This is a genomic window from Hymenobacter rubidus, from assembly GCF_016734815.1.
Classification (GTDB): domain Bacteria; phylum Bacteroidota; class Bacteroidia; order Cytophagales; family Hymenobacteraceae; genus Hymenobacter; species Hymenobacter rubidus.
Genome location: NZ_JAERQF010000004.1, coordinates 153112 through 170318 on the forward strand (window position 1 = coordinate 153112; position 17207 = coordinate 170318).

Annotated in this window: 16 protein-coding genes; 7 read left to right on the forward strand and 9 right to left on the reverse strand. The window is 59.3% G+C overall.

Annotation, left to right across the window (positions count from 1 at the left end; translation table 11 throughout):
- Positions 1 to 135 precede the first annotated feature (135 nt).
- The 3 genes from JKL48_RS04675 to JKL48_RS04685 all read right to left on the reverse strand — a co-directional run bounded on the left by JKL48_RS04675 (position 136) and on the right by JKL48_RS04685 (position 2865).
- Positions 136 to 1299 (reverse strand): DegT/DnrJ/EryC1/StrS family aminotransferase, encoded by a 1164-nt coding sequence (locus JKL48_RS04675; RefSeq protein WP_201979217.1) that lies wholly within the window; start codon positions 1297 to 1299, stop codon positions 136 to 138.
- A gap of 182 nt (positions 1300 to 1481) precedes the next feature.
- Entirely contained in the window at positions 1482 to 2183 is a 702-nt protein-coding gene (locus tag JKL48_RS04680) for an acetyltransferase (RefSeq protein WP_201979219.1), read from the reverse strand.
- A gap of 10 nt (positions 2184 to 2193) precedes the next feature.
- Positions 2194 to 2865: a sugar transferase gene (locus tag JKL48_RS04685; protein ID WP_317191897.1), complete on the reverse strand. Its 672-nt coding sequence runs from the start codon at positions 2863 to 2865 to the stop codon at positions 2194 to 2196.
- Between the two features lie 135 nt (positions 2866 to 3000).
- Between JKL48_RS04685 and ispE the strand changes: the two genes are divergently transcribed.
- Entirely contained in the window at positions 3001 to 3822 is an 822-nt protein-coding gene (ispE, locus tag JKL48_RS04690; protein ID WP_201979220.1) for a 4-(cytidine 5'-diphospho)-2-C-methyl-D-erythritol kinase, read from the forward strand.
- Here ispE and JKL48_RS04695 read toward each other — a convergent pair.
- From JKL48_RS04695 to tgt, 3 genes are all read right to left on the reverse strand, one after another.
- The gene (locus JKL48_RS04695) at positions 3819 to 4766 is read right to left on the reverse strand and encodes a DMT family transporter (RefSeq protein ID WP_236668620.1); all 948 of its coding nucleotides are present in this window, start codon (positions 4764 to 4766) and stop codon (positions 3819 to 3821) included. The genes ispE and JKL48_RS04695 overlap by 4 nt on opposite strands.
- A gap of 27 nt (positions 4767 to 4793) precedes the next feature.
- The gene (locus JKL48_RS04700) at positions 4794 to 5873 is read right to left on the reverse strand and encodes an LptF/LptG family permease (RefSeq protein ID WP_201979221.1); all 1080 of its coding nucleotides are present in this window, start codon (positions 5871 to 5873) and stop codon (positions 4794 to 4796) included.
- A 95-nt stretch (positions 5874 to 5968) separates the two neighbouring features.
- A complete protein-coding gene (gene tgt, locus JKL48_RS04705; protein ID WP_201979223.1) occupies positions 5969 to 7099 on the reverse strand; it encodes a tRNA guanosine(34) transglycosylase Tgt in 1131 nt (376 codons plus the stop codon).
- Between the two features lie 220 nt (positions 7100 to 7319).
- Here tgt and JKL48_RS04710 point away from each other — a divergent pair, with 220 nt between their 5' ends.
- The 3 genes from JKL48_RS04710 to rsmG all read left to right on the forward strand — a co-directional run bounded on the left by JKL48_RS04710 (position 7320) and on the right by rsmG (position 9904).
- On the forward strand, positions 7320 to 8468 hold the full coding sequence (locus tag JKL48_RS04710) for a glycosyltransferase (RefSeq protein ID WP_201979225.1): 1149 nt from the start codon (positions 7320 to 7322) through the stop codon (positions 8466 to 8468).
- Positions 8459 to 9082 (forward strand): RNA polymerase sigma factor, encoded by a 624-nt coding sequence (locus JKL48_RS04715; RefSeq protein WP_201979227.1) that lies wholly within the window; start codon positions 8459 to 8461, stop codon positions 9080 to 9082. Before JKL48_RS04710 ends, JKL48_RS04715 begins: the two co-directional genes overlap by 10 nt.
- Before the next feature lie 204 nt (positions 9083 to 9286).
- Positions 9287 to 9904 (forward strand): 16S rRNA (guanine(527)-N(7))-methyltransferase RsmG, encoded by a 618-nt coding sequence (rsmG, locus tag JKL48_RS04720; RefSeq protein WP_201979230.1) that lies wholly within the window; start codon positions 9287 to 9289, stop codon positions 9902 to 9904.
- Positions 9905 to 9976: 72 nt separating this feature from the next.
- Here rsmG and JKL48_RS04725 read toward each other — a convergent pair whose 3' ends face one another.
- On the reverse strand, positions 9977 to 10963 hold the full coding sequence (locus JKL48_RS04725; protein WP_201979234.1) for a YheT family hydrolase: 987 nt from the start codon (positions 10961 to 10963) through the stop codon (positions 9977 to 9979).
- A gap of 288 nt (positions 10964 to 11251) precedes the next feature.
- Between JKL48_RS04725 and rpsT the strand changes: the two genes are divergently transcribed.
- From rpsT to JKL48_RS04740, 3 genes are all read left to right on the forward strand, one after another.
- Positions 11252 to 11503, forward strand: coding sequence for a 30S ribosomal protein S20 (rpsT, locus tag JKL48_RS04730; protein WP_168674786.1), 252 nt, complete (start codon positions 11252 to 11254; stop codon positions 11501 to 11503).
- A gap of 402 nt (positions 11504 to 11905) precedes the next feature.
- Entirely contained in the window at positions 11906 to 13246 is a 1341-nt protein-coding gene (locus tag JKL48_RS04735; RefSeq protein ID WP_201979237.1) for a T9SS type A sorting domain-containing protein, read from the forward strand.
- 44 nt (positions 13247 to 13290) lie between these two features.
- Entirely contained in the window at positions 13291 to 14835 is a 1545-nt protein-coding gene (locus JKL48_RS04740; RefSeq protein ID WP_201979239.1) for a T9SS type A sorting domain-containing protein, read from the forward strand.
- Between the two features lie 208 nt (positions 14836 to 15043).
- On the opposite strand, the gene pyk is transcribed toward JKL48_RS04740, so the two are convergent.
- On the reverse strand, positions 15044 to 16483 hold the full coding sequence (pyk, locus tag JKL48_RS04745; protein ID WP_201979241.1) for a pyruvate kinase: 1440 nt from the start codon (positions 16481 to 16483) through the stop codon (positions 15044 to 15046).
- A 261-nt stretch (positions 16484 to 16744) separates the two neighbouring features.
- Positions 16745 to 17173 (reverse strand): IPExxxVDY family protein, encoded by a 429-nt coding sequence (locus JKL48_RS04750; RefSeq protein WP_201979243.1) that lies wholly within the window; start codon positions 17171 to 17173, stop codon positions 16745 to 16747.
- Positions 17174 to 17207 lie beyond the last annotated feature (34 nt).

The window sequence follows — 17207 nt, forward strand, 5'->3', positions numbered from 1 at the left end:
GTGTATGGCCGTCGCGCAATACATAATTTGCAATTATGGGACCAATCTGCGCCGGGATATTCGTGATGGCAGATGCATTCGCCAAATGATAAACGCGTAAGCCAATATGCTGATATGAAATGCTGCTTTTGGCCACTAGCGCCAGGCTTCGTGCAGGGCATCGGCCACCCGGCGCAGCTCTGCGTCGCCCATGGCGGTGCCGCTGGGCAGGCACAGGCCACGGGCAAACAAGTCGGCGCACACGGCCCCGCCATACATGGGCGCGGTAGCGAATAAGGGTTGCAAGTGCAGGGGCTTCCACAGCGGCCGGCTCTCGATGTTGTGGGTTTCGAGGTGCAGGCGCAGCGCCTCGGGCGTGAGCACAGCAGCGGCCGGGGCTTCGGGCTCCGGGGCGGCCAGCAGCACGGTGGTCAGCCAGCGGTTGGAGCGGCTGCCGGCCGGCTCCTGGGCCAGGGCCACGGTCAGGCCGGGCAGGTCGGCCAGGTGCTCGCGGTACCAGGCAAAGATTTCGCGGCGGCGCTTCACCCGCTCGTCCAGCAGTTCCATCTGGCCCCGGCCGATGCCGGCCAACAGGTTGCTGAGGCGGTAGTTGTAGCCCACTTCGGAATGCTGGTAGTAGGGGGCGTCATCCTTGGCCTGGGTGGCCAGGAAACGGGCTTTTTGGGCCAGCACAGCGTCGTTGGTCACCAGCGCGCCGCCGCCGCTGGTGGTCAGAATCTTGTTGCCATTGAAGGAAAACACGCCCACCCGGCCAAAGCCGCCCAGCGGCTGGCCGCCGTAGCGCGAGCCCAGCGCTTCGGCTGCGTCTTCCAGCACGGGAATGTCGAATTCCTGCGCCAGCGCCATTATTTCGGTCAGCTTGGCGGGCATGCCGTAGAGGTGCACGAGGATGAGAGCCTTGGGCTTTTTGCCCTTGGCCAGGCGGTCCACAATGGCTTCGCGCAGGCGCTCGGGGCACAGGTTCCAGGTATCGGCTTCGCTGTCGATGAACACCGGCTGAGCCCCGAGGTACACAATGGGGTTGGCCGTGGCCACAAACGTGAAGGAAGGGCACAGCACCTCATCGCCGGGGCCCACGCCCAACAAAATCAGCCCCAGGTGAATGGCCGCCGTGCCCGAGGTGAGGGCCACGCACTGCGCCACCCCCGTAGCCGCGCAGATGTCGGCTTCAAAGCCCGTGATGTTGGGCCCGGCTGGCGCCACCCAGTTGTCCTCAATGGCCTTGTGCACGTAGTTCAGCTCGTGCCGGCCCAAGTGGGGCGGGGAAAGGTAGAGGCGGTCGTAATCCTGGCTACGCATGACGCTTCGCTTAATGAGGAATTAAGAATGAAGAATGAGGAATTGAGTATAGAACACCAGGTAGAACGTCATGCAGCGCGCAGCGATGTATCTCGTATGGGGTAGTACTCAATCGTATTGATTAGTGACAGCGCGCGAGATGCTTCGCTGCGCGCTGCATGACGTTACTGCTTGCAAATTCTTTATTCTTCATTCTTCATTCTTAATTCTTTCGCTGGTACGCCCACGGCCGTCACGTTGGCGGGCAGGTCGCGCACGGCCACTGCGCCAGCCCCGATAATGGTATGGGCACCAATGCGCACCCCCTGAATAATGGTGGCATTGGTGCCGAGGTACACGCCGGTGGCAAGCCGTGCTGCGCCGCTCACGTTGGCATGGGGCATGAGGGAGCAAAAGTCGCCCAAATCAGCATCGTGGCCAATGGTGCAGCCCAGGTTCAGCAACACAAAACGGCCCAGCGTGATGTCGCAGGTGAGCAGGCAGCCTTGCTGAATGATGCAGCCTTTGCCCAGGGCAATGCGCTGGCGCGGGGCCAGCGCCACCCGCGGGTGCACCAGCGCCGGAAACGACAGTTGCGGCGAGTTGAGCCGCGCCACCACGCCCGCCCGTCCGGCCGAACTGCCCACCGCCACGGCCACCGCCAGCGGCTCCGGGGTGGCGTTGAGGTCGGCGGCGGTGCCCAAGTAGGGGAGGCCGGCCACCGTGGGCGTGGCGGGGGCCTGGTCGTCGTAGAAGCCGCGCACGTGCCAGGTGGGCTGCGTTTCGTTGAGCTGCTGGAGCAGCAGCAGTACCTCGCGGCCCAGGCCGCCCGCGCCAAAAATGACCAGCGGCGGGGCTTGCTCGGCTGATTCTATTTCGTAATCTGAAAAAAACAACTGGGTCATGGGTGGAAAGCTACGAGGAAACCGGCGGGGGCGGACTGCCCCGAAACGCCGTGGTGGTGGCTTGGCCCGGCGCGGTCACGTCGCTGCCGCGCAGAGCCCGCCCGGCCGTGCGCCACAAGATGGTGAGGTCGAGGCCAAAGGAAAGGTGGTCGACGTACCACACATCGTAGGCAAATTTTTCTTCCCAGCTAAGGGCATTGCGGCCGTTCACCTGGGCCCAGCCCGTCAGGCCGGGGCGCACCTCGTGGCGCCGGGCCTGGGTAGGCGAGTACAAGGGCAGGTATTCAGGCAGCAACGGGCGCGGGCCCACCAGGCTGAGGTCGCCGCGCAGAATGTTCCAGAGCTGGGGCAACTCGTCGAGGGAGGTGGCGCGCAGCCAGCGGCCTAGTGCCGGCAGGCGCTGGGCGTCGGGCAGCAGCTGGCCGGCGGCATCGCGGGCGTCGCTCATGGTTTGAATCTTATACAGCGTAAACAGCTGCCCGTGCCAGCCCGGTCGCCGCTGCCGAAACAGCCAGCGCCCCCGGTTTTGCGTGGCCGCCAGCAGGCCCGCGCCAGCCAGCAGCGGCAGTGTGAGCAGCAGCAGCGCCCCGGCTACTGCCACATCGAGCAGGCGCTTGCCGTGGCGAACGTAGAAGGAATGAGGAATGACGCTTCGCTTAGTGAGGAATGAAAAATGAGCAATGAGGAATTGCTACAGACATAAACAAAAATAGGCTGTTCCAGATTGGCGGTACTTTTACAACCCGGTACCGTGGCTTAAAGCATGCTTACATTGGAGCATTCCTCATTCTTCATTCCTCACTAAGCGAAGCGTTCAATGCTCGTCTTTCCCAACGCCAAGCTCAACCTCGGCCTCTACATCACGCAGCGCCGGCCCGACGGCTTCCACAACCTCGAATCAGTGTTTTTGCCCCTGCCCTGGACGGATGCGCTGGAACTGCTGCCTGCCCCGGTTGGCCAAGCCGCCAGCATCACGCTCACCGGCCGTCCCATTCCCGGCGCTCCGGAAACCAATCTCTGCCTGCGGGCCTACGAACTGCTGCAAGCCGACTTCCCTCAACTGCCGCCGGTGCAGCTGTACCTGCACAAAATCGTCCCCATCGGAGCGGGCTTGGGCGGTGGCTCCGCCGATGCCGCGTTTGCCCTGAAAGCTGTTAACGAGTTGTTTGGCCTGAATCTGTCGGTGGAAAATCTGACCAGCTATGCCCGACGCCTGGGTTCCGACTGTGCGTTTTTCATCCGCAATCAGCCCGTGCTGGCCGTCGAAAAAGGCGACGTTTTCGAGGGAATCAGCCTAAGCCTGGCCGGTACCGGGTGCGTGGTTGTATACCCTAATCTGCACATCAGCACGGCCGAGGCGTATGCGCGCATCACGCCGCAAGCACCTGTTCACCCCTTGCGCGAGGCTTTGGCGCAGCCCATGGAAACCTGGCGCTCCACGGTGAGCAACGATTTTGAAACCGCCCTCACGCCGGCGCATCCGGTATTGGCCGAAATCAAGCAGCAGCTCTACGCGGCCGGCGCTACCTATGCCAGCATGTCGGGTTCGGGCTCGGCTGTGTATGGCCTGTGGGCGGGCGCAGAGCCGCCGGTGCTGGCGTGGCCGGCAGCGTTCAGCGTGTGGCAGGGCGTGCTCTAAACCGGAATCGCCGGCTTCAAATCGGGCTCTTTGTCTTTCATCAGCCGCGCTACCAAGGGATGAATTAGCACGCTGAGCACAATCAGTAGCGTGCCAATGTAGAAGCCCGTCGACATCCGTTCCTGGTTGAATTGCGGTGCGTGCAGCACACCCTGCGTGTGCAGCCAGTAAATGGCCGCCGCCATGCTGATGCCATACACCGGTTCCAGGTTGATGGTCAGATTCACGGCAAAGGGCGAAATGCGCTTCATCAGTTCTACCGAAGAGGAGAAGGCATACACCGTGCACACGCCGGCCAGCAGGCCCAGCCGCAGCCAGTCGTAGCCGTGCCAGGCCAGCTGCAAGCCGTGGCCCTGGGTGAAGTAGTGGCTGTAAATAGGAAAAAACAGCACAATGCTCAGGCAAGCCCCCAGCATCTCGTAGAACGTGAGCCGCAGAGGCGGATGCTGCTTAATCAGCTTGGAATTTAGTACGCTGAACAGCGCCGACAACCCCGCCGACAGCACCGCCACGCCTAGCCCCAGCAGCTGGTCCAGCTCGGCCTGGCTCACCAGGTAAAGACCCACCATCGTAATCAGCCCCAGCCCCACTTCGTAGCCGCGCACCCGACGCCAGAGCAGCAGCGGCTCCAGCAGCGAGGTCCACAGCGCCAGCGTGGCCAGCCCGGCCAGGCACACGCTCACCGACGAGAGCCGTGCCGCCAGAAAAAAGGTTATCCAATGCGCCGCCACCAGCGCCCCCACCGCCAGCAGCCGCAGTGCCTGCCCGGTGGGAATGCGCCACGGCATGCGCCGCGCCCCCAGCAGCACCGCCAGGCCCGTGGCTGCCAGCAGCGTGCGCCAAAACACCAGCTCTACTGGTGGCACCGTCAGCAGCTTGCCCAAAATGGCCGTGAAGCCCCACAGGAGCACAATGAAATGAAGCTTGAGGTAGTCCTTAATCAATGGGTGAATTGTTGAACGGATGGATTGTTACTTTGGCACATAACGGTACAGCCCCAGTCCAATCACCGAAAAAACGGCAGTGGGAATCCAGGCGGCCACCAACGGCGACAGACTCCCCACCTGCGCTAGGTTGCGGCTCAGCATCACGAAAATGATGAAGATAAACGCCAACACAAACCCCAGCGCAATTTGCCCTCCTACCCCGGCCCGCGATTTTCGGGCGCTGAGTGTTACCCCAATCAGGGTCAGAATGACGATGGCAAACGGGTAAGAATACCGTTCGTATTTGGCGCTCAAGTAAATCTGCGTGTCATCGGCCCCGCGTTCAATCTTGGTGCGGATGTACGCATTTAATTCGGGCATGGTGAGGGTTTCTTCAATCTTGTAATTGCTGGCAAAATCCTTCGGAAACAGGTTCAGGGTCGTGTCGCGGGCCGGCATGGATTTCAGAGTTTCGTCCTGCGTTCCCACAAACGTGCGCACTAGCTGCGGCGACAAATGCCACACGTGCTTGGTCGAGTCCCAGTTAATGGCATCGGCAGTCAGCCGGCGGCGCAGCATGGTGCTGTCCACGGTTTCGAGCGCAAAATGGAAGCCTACGTTATTAATGTTGTCGTAGCTTTCCATGTAGACGTAGCTGCGCGGCCCAATCTTGATGTGCACGTTGCGCCCCTGAAATCGGTACGGCAATTTGATGTAGGCCCGCTCAAACGCAACCCGCGATTTGCTGCCCACCGGCAGCACCCAGCCAATCAGCCCAAATATTAGCAGGCCTACTACGCTGCCGCCCACGGCATACGGCAACATGAGCCGCCGAAAACTCACGCCACTGGCCAGAATCGCTACTATTTCGGTCCGGGCTGCCAATTGCGCCGTCACAAACACAACGGCAATAAAAATGGTAATGGGCGAAAGTAGATTGGCGAAATACGGAAACAGATAAATGTAATAGCCGAAAATAATTTTCGACATCGACAAATTATGCTGAATAAAATCGTCGTTTTTCTCGGTGAAATCAATCACGCAAATTACCGTCACCAGAATGACCACCGAGAAAAAAAACGCGGAGAGAAATTTCTTGATGATGTATTTGTCGAGGATATTCATTCTTTCTTTTAATGAAGAATGAGGAATGAAGAATGAAGAATTACCGAACGACACACTTGCCAATTCCTCATTCCTCATTCCTCATCTCTCATTAATTAAAGTCTGGTCATTACCTGCTTCACCATACGCTCTTTCCAGGGCCTAAACGTGCCAGCGATGATTTCCTTGCGGGCTTCTTTTACCAGCCACAGGTAAAATGCCAGGTTGTGGGCCGAGGCGATTTGTGGCCCCAGCATTTCCTGGCACTGGAAAAGGTGGCGCAGGTAGGCGCGCGAATAAAACGTGCTGGCGTGTCCGCCCAGTTCAGGGTCGATGGGGGAGAAGTCGGTGGCCCACTTCAGGTTGGTCACGTTCATAATGCCCTGCGTGGTGAATAGCATGCCGTTGCGGGCGTTGCGGGTCGGCATCACGCAGTCGAACATATCCACCCCCAGGGCAATGTTTTCCAGAATGTTGGCCGGCGTGCCCACGCCCATCAGGTAGCGCGGCTTGTCTTTGGGCAGAATGTCGCAAACCAGTTCGGTCATTTCGTACATCAGCTCGGCCGGTTCGCCCACGCTCAGGCCGCCAATGGCGTTGCCGGCGCGCCCTTGCTCGGCAATAAACTCCGCCGATTTCACCCGCAAATCCTTGAACGTGCTGCCCTGCACAATCGAGAAAAGATTCTGCTCGTGGCCGTAGAGGCCCTCGGTGCTGTCAAACCGCTCAATGCAGCGCTTCAGCCAGCGGTGCGTCATGTCGAGGGAGCGGGCAGCGTAGTCGTACTCGCAGGGCCAGGGCGTGCACTCGTCGAAGGCCATGATGATGTCGGCCCCGATGACGCGCTGAACGTCCATCACGCCCTCCGGCGAAAACAGATGCTGACTGCCGTCGATGTGCGAGCGAAATTTCACGCCCTCTTCCTTAATCTTGCGGGTGTTGCTCAGCGAATACACCTGGTAGCCACCCGAATCGGTCAAGATGGGCCGGTCCCAGCCGTTGAACCGATGCAGGCCGCCGGCGGCTTTGAGCACGTCGAGGCCGGGCCGCAGGTAGAGGTGGTAGGTATTACCAAGGATAATTTGGGCCTGCACGTCGTCCTTCAGCGTGTTCTGCGCCACGGCCTTCACGGTGCCGGCGGTGCCCACGGGCATGAAAATGGGCGTTTCGATGGCGCCGTGAGCAGTTTGGAGCATCCCGGCGCGCGCTTTGGTGGCCGGGTCCTGAGCGAGAAGGTCGAAAGTCATTCGGGAGATAAAGGAGTAAGGGGTGAGAAGAACGTCATGCTGAGCTTGCCGAAGCATCTCTACCGCGCAACTAATCAATACTGCTACAACGAAGCGGTAGAGATGCTTCGGCAAGCTCAGCATGACCGGCGATTTACAGTCTCACCTTTCTAACCTATCCGCAAAGGTAACCTGCCTATTTCGCGCCCCGTACTTTTGCAGCTCATTCGTACGCTTCCCGTTGCTGCTTCCTTACCTTCCCACTTCCCCGTTTTTCTGGCTGTTGCTTGCCTGTGTGCTGGTGCAGCTTTTCTACGCGGCGTATTTCTTCTGGCCCTTCGCCCGCCGCCCCGCCGAGGCCGCATCCAGTGAGCTCGGGCCCGATTCGGAACCAGTGTCCATCGTCGTTTGCGCCCGCAATGAGCTTGACAACCTGCGCCGCCTGCTGCCGCTGCTGCTGAAGCAGGATTACCCCGCCGCCTTCGAAATCGTCCTCATCGACGACCGTAGCCACGACGACACCTACCTCTACGCCCAGCAGCTCACGCAGTATTACCCCAGCACCGTGCGCCTTGTCACCGTCGACCGTACCCCCGACGGCTTCGCCCCCAAAAAATACGCCCTCACCCTCGGCATCAAGGCCGCCCGCCACGCCCGCCTGCTTTTTACCGATGCCGACTGCATTCCGGCCACCAACCAATGGTTGCGCCTCATGCAGCGCGGCTTTGCGCACCGCAACGGGGCCGATGTCGTGCTCGGCTTTTCGGCCTACGCCGAAACCCCTGGCTTTCTCAATAAGCTCATCCGCTACGAGACATTGCTGACTGCCGCTCAGTATTTGAGCTTTGCGTGGCGGGGCTGGCCCTACATGGGCGTGGGCCGCAACCTCGCCTACACCCGCTCTTGCTTCACGGCCACCAAGGGTTTTGCCTCACACATCCGCCAGCTCTCCGGCGACGACGACTTGCTGGTGCAGGACGCCGTGCGCCAGGGCCAGCGCGTGGCCGTGGTGGCCGACCCCTCGGCCCACACCATCAGCGAGCCGGCGGCTACCTGGGGCGCGTGGTGGCGCCAGAAGCGGCGGCATCTATCGGCCGGTCGCGCCTACCGGCTGGCCGACCGTTTGCGGATTGGCACCTTCGTGGCGGCCAATGCGTTGTTTTACCTGACTACGGTTGTGCTAGTTTTTTCGCCCAACAATTGGGTACCTTTGGCAGTCCTATGGGTTCTCCGAACGTTATTCGTGAGCGCCGTGTATGCCCGTCTCAACCGGCGCCTCGACCAGCCCGCAATCGGTGGGCTGCTCCCCGTGCTCGACGCGGTTTATTTTTTCCACTACCTGGCCTTAGGAATCTCGCTATTCCTTAACCGCACCCTTCGATGGAAGTAGACAACCAAGACATTCAAAAGCAGTTCTCAGCCAAAGCCAAGCATGACTTCAAGCTGATTCGCGCCGCCGTGGACCACGGCGACGAAAAAGCCTACGCCGAGCTGATGCACATCTACAAAAAGCCCGTGTACCACGTGGTGCTCAAGATGGTGCGCAACCAGGACGATGCCGAGGACCTCACCATTGAAGCCTTCGCCAAAGCTTTCCGCAACCTGCACAAGTTCAACCCGGAGTATGCCTTTAGCACGTGGTTGTTCCGCATTGCCACCAACAACTGTATCGATTTTATCCGCAAGAATAAAATCAAAACCATGTCGATTGACTCGGCCATCAAAGTCGATAATGGCGACGAAATCACCATCGATTTCCGCGACAACGACCTGAACCCGGCCGAGCACGCCGTGCGCAACCAGAAAATCGAAATCATGCGCCACGTCGTGTCGCGCCTGCCTGATAAATACCAGCGTCTCGTGAGCCTGCGCTACTTCGACGAGCTTAGCTACGAAGAAATTGCCACCGAGCTCAAAGCCCCCCTCGGCACCGTGAAAGCCCAACTGCACCGCGCCCGCGAGCTGCTCTATGACATGGTGAAGAACACCAAGCAAATTATTTAAGCAAAAAGCCCCGGCGCAAGTCGGGGTTTTTTTGTGGGGTTTGGGTTGGCCGATAAAAGATAGAACGTCATGCTGAGCGCAGTCGAAGCATCTCTACCGCGCAACTAATCCAATCGGCTCAACGAAGCGGTAGAGATGCTTCGACTGCGCTCAGCATGACGTTCTATGTCGTAGCAAAGGCGCAAACCGTGCACCTTTGCTCCTATGAATCTTTTGCAGCACTACTTCCCAGCCCTTACGCCCCAGCAGCTTCAGCTTTTTCAACAGCTCGAAACCGAGTTCCGTGCCACCAACGAAGCCATCAACCTAGTGTCGCGCACCGACATGGATAATTTCGTGGAGCGCCATCTGCTGCATTCGCTGGGTATTGCCAAAGTCATTCAATTTCCGAAAGGCAGTGCGGTGCTCGACGTGGGCACCGGCGGCGGCTTGCCCGGCCTGCCCCTGGCCATCCTATTTCCCGAAGTGCATTTCCATCTGGTCGACAGCATCGGCAAGAAAATTCGGGCCGTGCAGTTCATGGCCGCCGCCCTGGGCCTGAACAACGTAACGGCCGAGCAAACCCGCGCCGAGCAGCTGCGCACCAAATACGACTACGTGGTGAGCCGCGCCGTGGCCCGCCTCGCCACCTTTCACCCCTGGATTGCCCACCGCTTCAAGCCCCAGGGCGCCGCCGGCAGCGGCCTTTATTATTTAAAAGGCGGCGACCTGACGGAAGAAATAGCAGAGTCAGGCTTAAAAGCCAAGGTGACCGATTTGAGTGATTTTTTCGCGGAAGAATTCTTCGAGACCAAAAAGGTGGTTTTCGTACCTGCGAAGTAGGAACGCGCCATGGCGCGTTCGGCGCAGAAACGGTTTTCAACCTCCAAGAAGTCGAACGCACATAGCGGGTTCCTACGCGGGCACCTCCGCCGTTAAAAATTCCACGGCCCGTCGTTCCGAATAGTATTCGCCATCCGGAGCGCCTTCGCCAAAGCCTACGTGCCCGCCTTCCGAAGGCGTTTCCAGAAACACGAACGGCGAGTTGGCTGCTACTTCCCTAGGAAAGCACGAAGCTGGCAGAAAGGGGTCGTTTTGGGCGTTTACCAGCAGCGTGGGCACCCGAATGCCGCTCAGGTAGCGGCCCGAGCTGGCGTACTGGTAGTACGCATCGGCCGAGTCGAAGCCGTGCATGGGTGCGGTGTACTTATCATCGAATTGTGGAAAATTGCGCAGGGCTTCCAGTCCGTCCACATCTACTTGGCCCGGCAGCAGGGCCGCCTTATCACGAATTTTCTGGCGCAGCGACTTCAAGAAACGCCGCATATACACTTGGTTTTGCGGGCGCCCGATGTGTACGGAACTGGCCTTTAAGTCAGTCGGCACCGAGAACACCGCGGCCCGTTTCACTTCGCTGGGCACGCGGCCGGCATTTTCACCCAGGTATTTCAGCGTCACGTTGCCGCCGGCGCTAAAGCCCAACAAGTAAACCCGGCAGTAGCGCCCGGTGGCCAGGGCGTGGCGCAGCACCACGTCTAGGTCTTCGGTGTCGCCGAGGTGGTAGGAGCGGAGCAAGCGGTTCATCTCGCCGCCGCAGCTGCGGTAGTTCCAGGCCAGTGCGTCGAGGCCGGCACGGTTCAGGGCGCGCACCATGCCGCGCACGTAAGGCCGAGAAGCATCGCCTTCGAGGCCATGCGACACGATGGCGAGGCCATCGGTGGGCCGGAATTCGGGCAGGCGGCTCCAGTCCAGGTTCAGGAAATCACCGTCGGGCAGCTCCAGCCGCTCGCGTTGGTAAGCTACATCGGGTACGGTCCGCCACAAGCTGGGGACAATGGTCTGCACATGACCATTGAACAGGTAAAAGGGCGGCTGGTAATGGGACTCGGCAACTAGTGGCATGACACGGATATTGTAGCGGTTGCTAAGAGCAAAACTGGTAGAGCGGCTTATTGGTAAAGTTCGCACTTAATCGGCATGCATACTAATTTAAGTGCTGTAAAGTGAAAATGGCATGAACAGCAGGAGGTATTAAGGCGGGCCGGATAGAAACCCGAACAGCTTTTCGTTCAGTCGAAGGGCCTTTGCTCCAATATTTTTACGGTCAAGGTTTGATAGTGTCGGACCGTTTCGTACCTTTGCCCTCCCAAACACAGAACTCAAGCATAACGCTCCTACATATTCCTGCTCATGGCAAACCATAAGTCGGCCCTCAAACGCATCCGCAGCAACGAAGCCAAGCGCGTGTTGAACCGTTACCAGCACAAATCCACCCGCACGGCCATCAAGAAGCTGCGCACGACGACCGACAAAACGGCTGCTCAAGAGCTGTTGAAGAAGGTGACTTCGATGCTGGACCGTCTGGCCAAGAAGAACATCATCCACAAGAACAAAGCTGCTAACAACAAAAGCAAGCTGACAAAGCTCGTCAACGCGCTTTAGTGCGAGACGAGTTCAGCGAGGCCAGGCTGCGCCGCCCCAAGGCCTGGTCTCGCGCTCATCACAGAAGCCCCGCTTGGCAACGAGCGGGGCTTCTTGCGTTTGGCCGGCAGGGGGTTGGTAAATTGGTCAGGTTGCGTACCTTACGGACGTACTTCCACATTTACCACTACCCGTATGAAACACGCCTACCGTTGGGCGCGGCCTCTGTTGGCTGCGCTGTTCTTGTTTTTGGGGCTCAGGGCCCACGCGCAGCAGTTTTGGCGCCCGTTTCGGCCGGGGCTGATATATACATATGCCGACCCTACTCCAAGCAGCAGTCCCAAGGCGCACACTTTACGGGTTGATTCGGCTTACGCCACCGCTGCGGGCGACTCGATATACGCCTTTAACCGGTTGCTACGCTTGGCAACCTCTGCTACTACACAAGCCTACTATTACCGCAGCCGCAACAACCTGTTTGGGGCTCGCATGCGCTGGCGGCCGGGAACTGCCGAATACTTTCTGGAAACCAATGCCGAAATGCTCAATACCGCTTCGGCAACGAGCCTGCGACTGCTGCCCCGAATGCCCGTTGGTAGTACTTGGAATGCTAGCACACAACCCGCCCTCACAGCTACGCTCAGCAGCCGGGTGCTGGGTGCGGTGGGCGGCGTGCCAGATTCAGTTGTCACCATTACGCTGAGCAACGGCCAAGTAATTCGTCTGAGCCGGCAGCGGGGTTTGCTCGAAGGGCCGCAGTGGCTTGGCTTGGCGGCTACGGGCAGTGCTTCGGTGCCCTCTTGGGTGGCAGGTAAAGAACCTCAACCGTTTGCGCAGTCTCCTTATTATCCGCTGGCGCTCTTTGCAATGCAGCCCGGTGACGAGCTTGGCTACGTGTGGGACCCTTTTTACCTGACCGCATTTCAGTGTAGTAATGGCGTCGTCCTGCGCCGGTTCCTGTCCCGTATGCAAACGGCCGATAGCTTGGTTATTACGTTTCAGGAACAAATGCGCAGTGTAACTTACGGCTATCCCGGATGCGGCACGCCGGGAACCATTACGCGCCCTGCGGAGCTAAAGCGCTGGGCATTTTCGCTGCGTAATGGCAAGTCGCCGCAGTTTCCTGCCCTGCCACTGCTCACCGGCGAGTACATCTTTGGCCCTTTGATAAGTTCAGGGGGAACGTTACTAATGGGCATGGGGATTTTCGATTACGCAACGGGCGGGTCAGCCACTTCGTGCCCAACACCCGTGCAGCTTCGCTATCAGCGGGTATATGGGAATCAGACAGGTATACCTGCAGGTGGCTACCTGCCGGGTCTCGACTATTTGAGCTGGCAACAGGCATTTGGTGTGACAAGCGCGGCAACGCCTGGCATCAACGGGCTGGGTGACTTGCAAACAAACGATGTGGGTCTGCGCTACGTGCGCCGGCTGTTGCCCGGTGCTGCCACGTATACCTGCGGTTCGCCTGTTGCTTTTGCCGGCCTGCTGGCCACACGTGCCGAGCAGGCGGCCGCCATCGCCTCGCTGGCACCTAACCCCGCTGCTGAGACGGCCACCCTCACGCTGGCCCAGCCCGTTCGCCCCGGCCACACGCTACGCCTGACCGATGCCCTGGGCCGCCCAGTCTGGAGCACGCCCGTGGCCACCGGCCAAACGGCCGTCGCCGTGCCGCTGGCCGGGCAGCCCGCGGGCCTCTACCTATTGCACTTGAACGGGCCGGATGGTACCGCGGCCAGTTGGAAGCTCGTGCATGAATGAAGGTCTCCAATTTTACATTTCACTCCTTTCTACACTTCTGCAACATGAAAAACCCTTACCGCATTTTAGCCCTGGCACTGGCAGTGGGGTCCTGCCAACTGAGTGCCCACGCGCAGCAGCTCTGGCGGCCGTTTCGGCCGGGGCTGATTTACAGCTACGCCGCCACGCCGGTTACCAGCAGCAGTGAGTACTATACCCTTAGAGTTGATTCGGCCTATGCCACGGCTGGTGGCGACTCGGTATATGCCTTCAATCGGCGGTTGCGGACTACCGCTGTTAATTCTGGGGGAGGTGGTCCTGTGGTGAAGAGTCGGAATAACTTATTCGGGGCTATGCTGCGCTGGCGCCCCGGCCAAGCCAGCTATACGCTGGAAGCCTTGGCTCAAACGGGGGTGCAGGCTCCGGTAAGCCTGATGCTGTTTCCGCGCGCCGCCGTGGGGAGTAGCTGGGTGGCCAGTGCCTCGCCCGCGCAAACGGCCACGTTGGTAAGCCGTAGCTGGCAAACAATAAGCCCGGGCGTTCAGGATACGGTTGCCGTCATCAGCATCGCCGGGGCTACCATCCAAACGGTGCGTCTGAGCCGTCGCTACGGCTTGCTGGCGGGGCCGCAGTGGCTTGGTGGTGCAACGGGTGGGCAACTAGAGCAGCCAATTCTTCCTGCCAGATTCGAGCAGTCGCTATACAGTTCAACGCGCTTATTTGATATGCAGCCGGGTGATGAGTTCGGTTACAATGAAGAAGACCCGATAGCAGTGGTTCAATGCTATGATAGCAAAGTTTTACGGCGTGTAACACGACGTCAGCTTACAAGCGACAGTCTAATTATTACTTACTTGGAACAGACACGTTATGAACGGTATGGCTATCCAGGTGCGCATTGCAATGGTCCTGCTCAAGTCACGTATTATCCGATTGTAGTTAAGCGTTGGGCCTTGGCACTCAGCGGCAATGTCTGGCAATCGATGGGAACACCATTGCCACTTGGGGCCTTGCGACTACTTACGGGTGAATACGTCAATGGGCCGGTTCCGGGTAGTGGGCCGGTTACTTCGCCATCCTACCTCTTTGCAGGCCTGCCAATTGCAGGGCCGAGTTCCTATGGCTGTAGCACTGGTAGGACGGTATCCTACATTCCATTTTATCCGCTGAATGGAGGAAGTAGCTACGGCACCGGGGTCGATTACTTCGCTTGGAATTTTACTTTTAGTCCCGGCATGGGCCCCTCGTTTGAAAGGGATTACAACTTGATTTATTCCCGTAAAACAGTGAATGGCGTAACAACAATTTGTGGCAGCCCCCTCGCTTTCGTCAACCTGCTGGCCACACGTGCCGAGCAGGCGGCCGCCATCGCCTCGCTCGCACCTAACCCCGCTGCTGAGACGGCCACCCTCACGCTGGCCCAGCCCGCTCGCCCCGGCCACACCCTGCGCCTGACCGATGCCCTGGGCCGCCCAGTCTGGAGCACGCCCGTGGCCACCGGCCAAACGGCTGTCGCCGTGCCGCTGGCCGGGCAGCCCGCAGGCCTCTACCTATTGCACTTGAACGGGCCGGATGGCACCTCCGTTAGCTGGAAGCTTGTACACGAATAGCACCTGATTCAGGCACAAAAAAGAGCCCGTTGCATATGCAGCGGGCTCTTTTTTTATAATGCGTCAGCAGTAGCTTACAGCCGTTTCGAAGTCAGTGTGCGTGCGGGTCAGTAGCGCGAACTTTGTCGTTCGCGCGCCAGAACGAGCTAGCGGCGCGGGGACGCGAACGACACGGTTCGCGCTACTCTACACCAACCCCGACACCGCGCTAGGCAATGCTCACCTTCACCATGTTGGCTTTGCCCTTGTCCTGAATAGGCATTGAGCCGGTATTGATGAATACGTCGCCGGTTTCGAGGTGGCCGGTGGCCGTGAGGACGTAGCGAATGTCGGTAATGGTGCTGTCGGTGCTCACCAGGCGGTCGTAGTAGAAGCTGCGCACGCCCCACACCAGGCTCAGGGCAGTAAGGAGCTGGCGGTTGTCGGTGAAGATGAAAATGTTGGCTTTGGGACGGTACTTGGCCAGCTGGAAAGCCGTGTAGCCGTGATGAGTCATGCCGGTGAGGGCTTTAGCACCGGTGTTTTTGGCCAGGTGGCAGGAGGCTGACAGCACGCTATCGGCCATGAAATTCGGGCTGGCGGGGCTGATGGGCCACCACTTGTGGAACAGCTGCGGACTGCGGCTTTCCACGCTCAGAATGGTGCCCACCATCGAGCGGATAACTTCGGCCGGGTAGGCACCCACGGCGGTTTCGGCCGAGAGCATCACGGCATCGGCGCCATCGAGCACGGCATTGGCCACGTCGCTGGTTTCGGCACGGGTGGGGCGCGGGGCCGTAATCATCGATTCCATCATCTGCGTGGCCACGATGACGGGCTTGCCGGCCGCGTTGCACTTGGCAATAATCATCTTCTGGGCCATGGGTACCTCCTCCATCTTCACTTCCACCCCCAGGTCGCCGCGGGCTACCATGATGGCATCGGTAATGGCAATGATTTCGTCGATGTTGCGCAGGCCGTCGGGCGTTTCAATCTTGGCCACCACGCGGGTGGTTTTGCCGGCTTCCGCAATCAGGTTTTTGATAAAGCGGATGTCGTCGGCCTTGCGGGCGAAGCTCAGGGCCACCCAGTCCACGTCGTGCTCCAAGCCAAATTTCAGGTCTTCGATGTCCTTTTCGGTCATACTGGGGGCCGAGACTTCGGAATCGGGCAGGTTGATGCCTTTGCGGGGCTTTACGAGGCCGCCGTACACCACTTCCACGTCCACTTCGTGGTCGCGGTCGGTGGCCAGCACTTTCAGCTCAATCTTGCCATCGTCAATCAAAATCATGTCACCGGCCTTCACGTCGCGGGCCAGGCCCATGTAGATGGTGCTCAAGCGCGTGGCCGTGCTGATTTCCTTCTCGCCGCACACCAGCTTCAGCTTGTCGCCGGCCTTGATTTCGACGCCGCCGCCTTCTACTTCACCCAGGCGAATTTTGGGCCCCTGCAAGTCCTGCAGCAAGCCCACCGAGGTTTTCATGTCCTTGTTCAGCCGCCGCACGGTGTTGATAACCGAAAGGTGGTCTTCGTAGGAGCCGTGCGAAAAGTTGAGGCGGAATACGTCCACGCCTTCGCGCATGAGGATGCCGAGGCGTTCGTAGGTATTGGAAGCGGGGCCGACGGTGGCTACAATTTTTGTTTTATTAAACGTGGGAGCGTTTTCCATGTGTTGGTTCGAAGTGACAGAAAAAACTTCCTGCCTTTAATTAGGAGGAAGCCGACGCAATACGCCAATGAAAAAATCGGTGCCGAAAAGCCGGCGAGGCGCGCCATTGGCAAGGCCTGTGGGGCAAAAGTCGGTTAATTTCCCGGAATAGCCTATCGTTTTTGCACAGCACCGCTCAATGTTTCGAGAAGCAAACGTTTGTTTCCTTCCTTCGTCCTTGCTTGGCGCTGCTGGGAGTTGGGCCCCTGTGGCCCGGCCCGTTCACAGAATCAGATTTTCCTTGTACTTGAGCGTGTTGGGGTCGAACTGGCACACGTACTGCACCGCATCGAGGGCGGTGAGCCGCTGCAGGAGTTCTTCGTCGGCGAGGTGGCCGCTGCCGTTGCTCACGGCCAGCAAGTAATCGTATTCCTTGATGTCGGGGGCCAGGAAGGGCTTTTTGAGGGTAGATGGGGCCACGGAGCGGTTGCGCAGCAGCCGAAACGTGAGGGTTTCGGTGGCGTACAGGTAATGCGTGAACACCAGCCGGCCGCGGCTGAGCAAATTGAGCAACAGTTCGGGCTGCTTCACGAGGCGCAGGCGCAGGGCCCGGTTCAGCGTCCAGGCCAAGGTATAGTCGCGGGTGCTGCTGACGAGGCCAAACAGGGCAAAGTCGCACTCGTAATCAACGTCGAGGGTGAAAGTCTTCATAACGGCCACAAATAAGGGCACCCGCAGGCAGGCA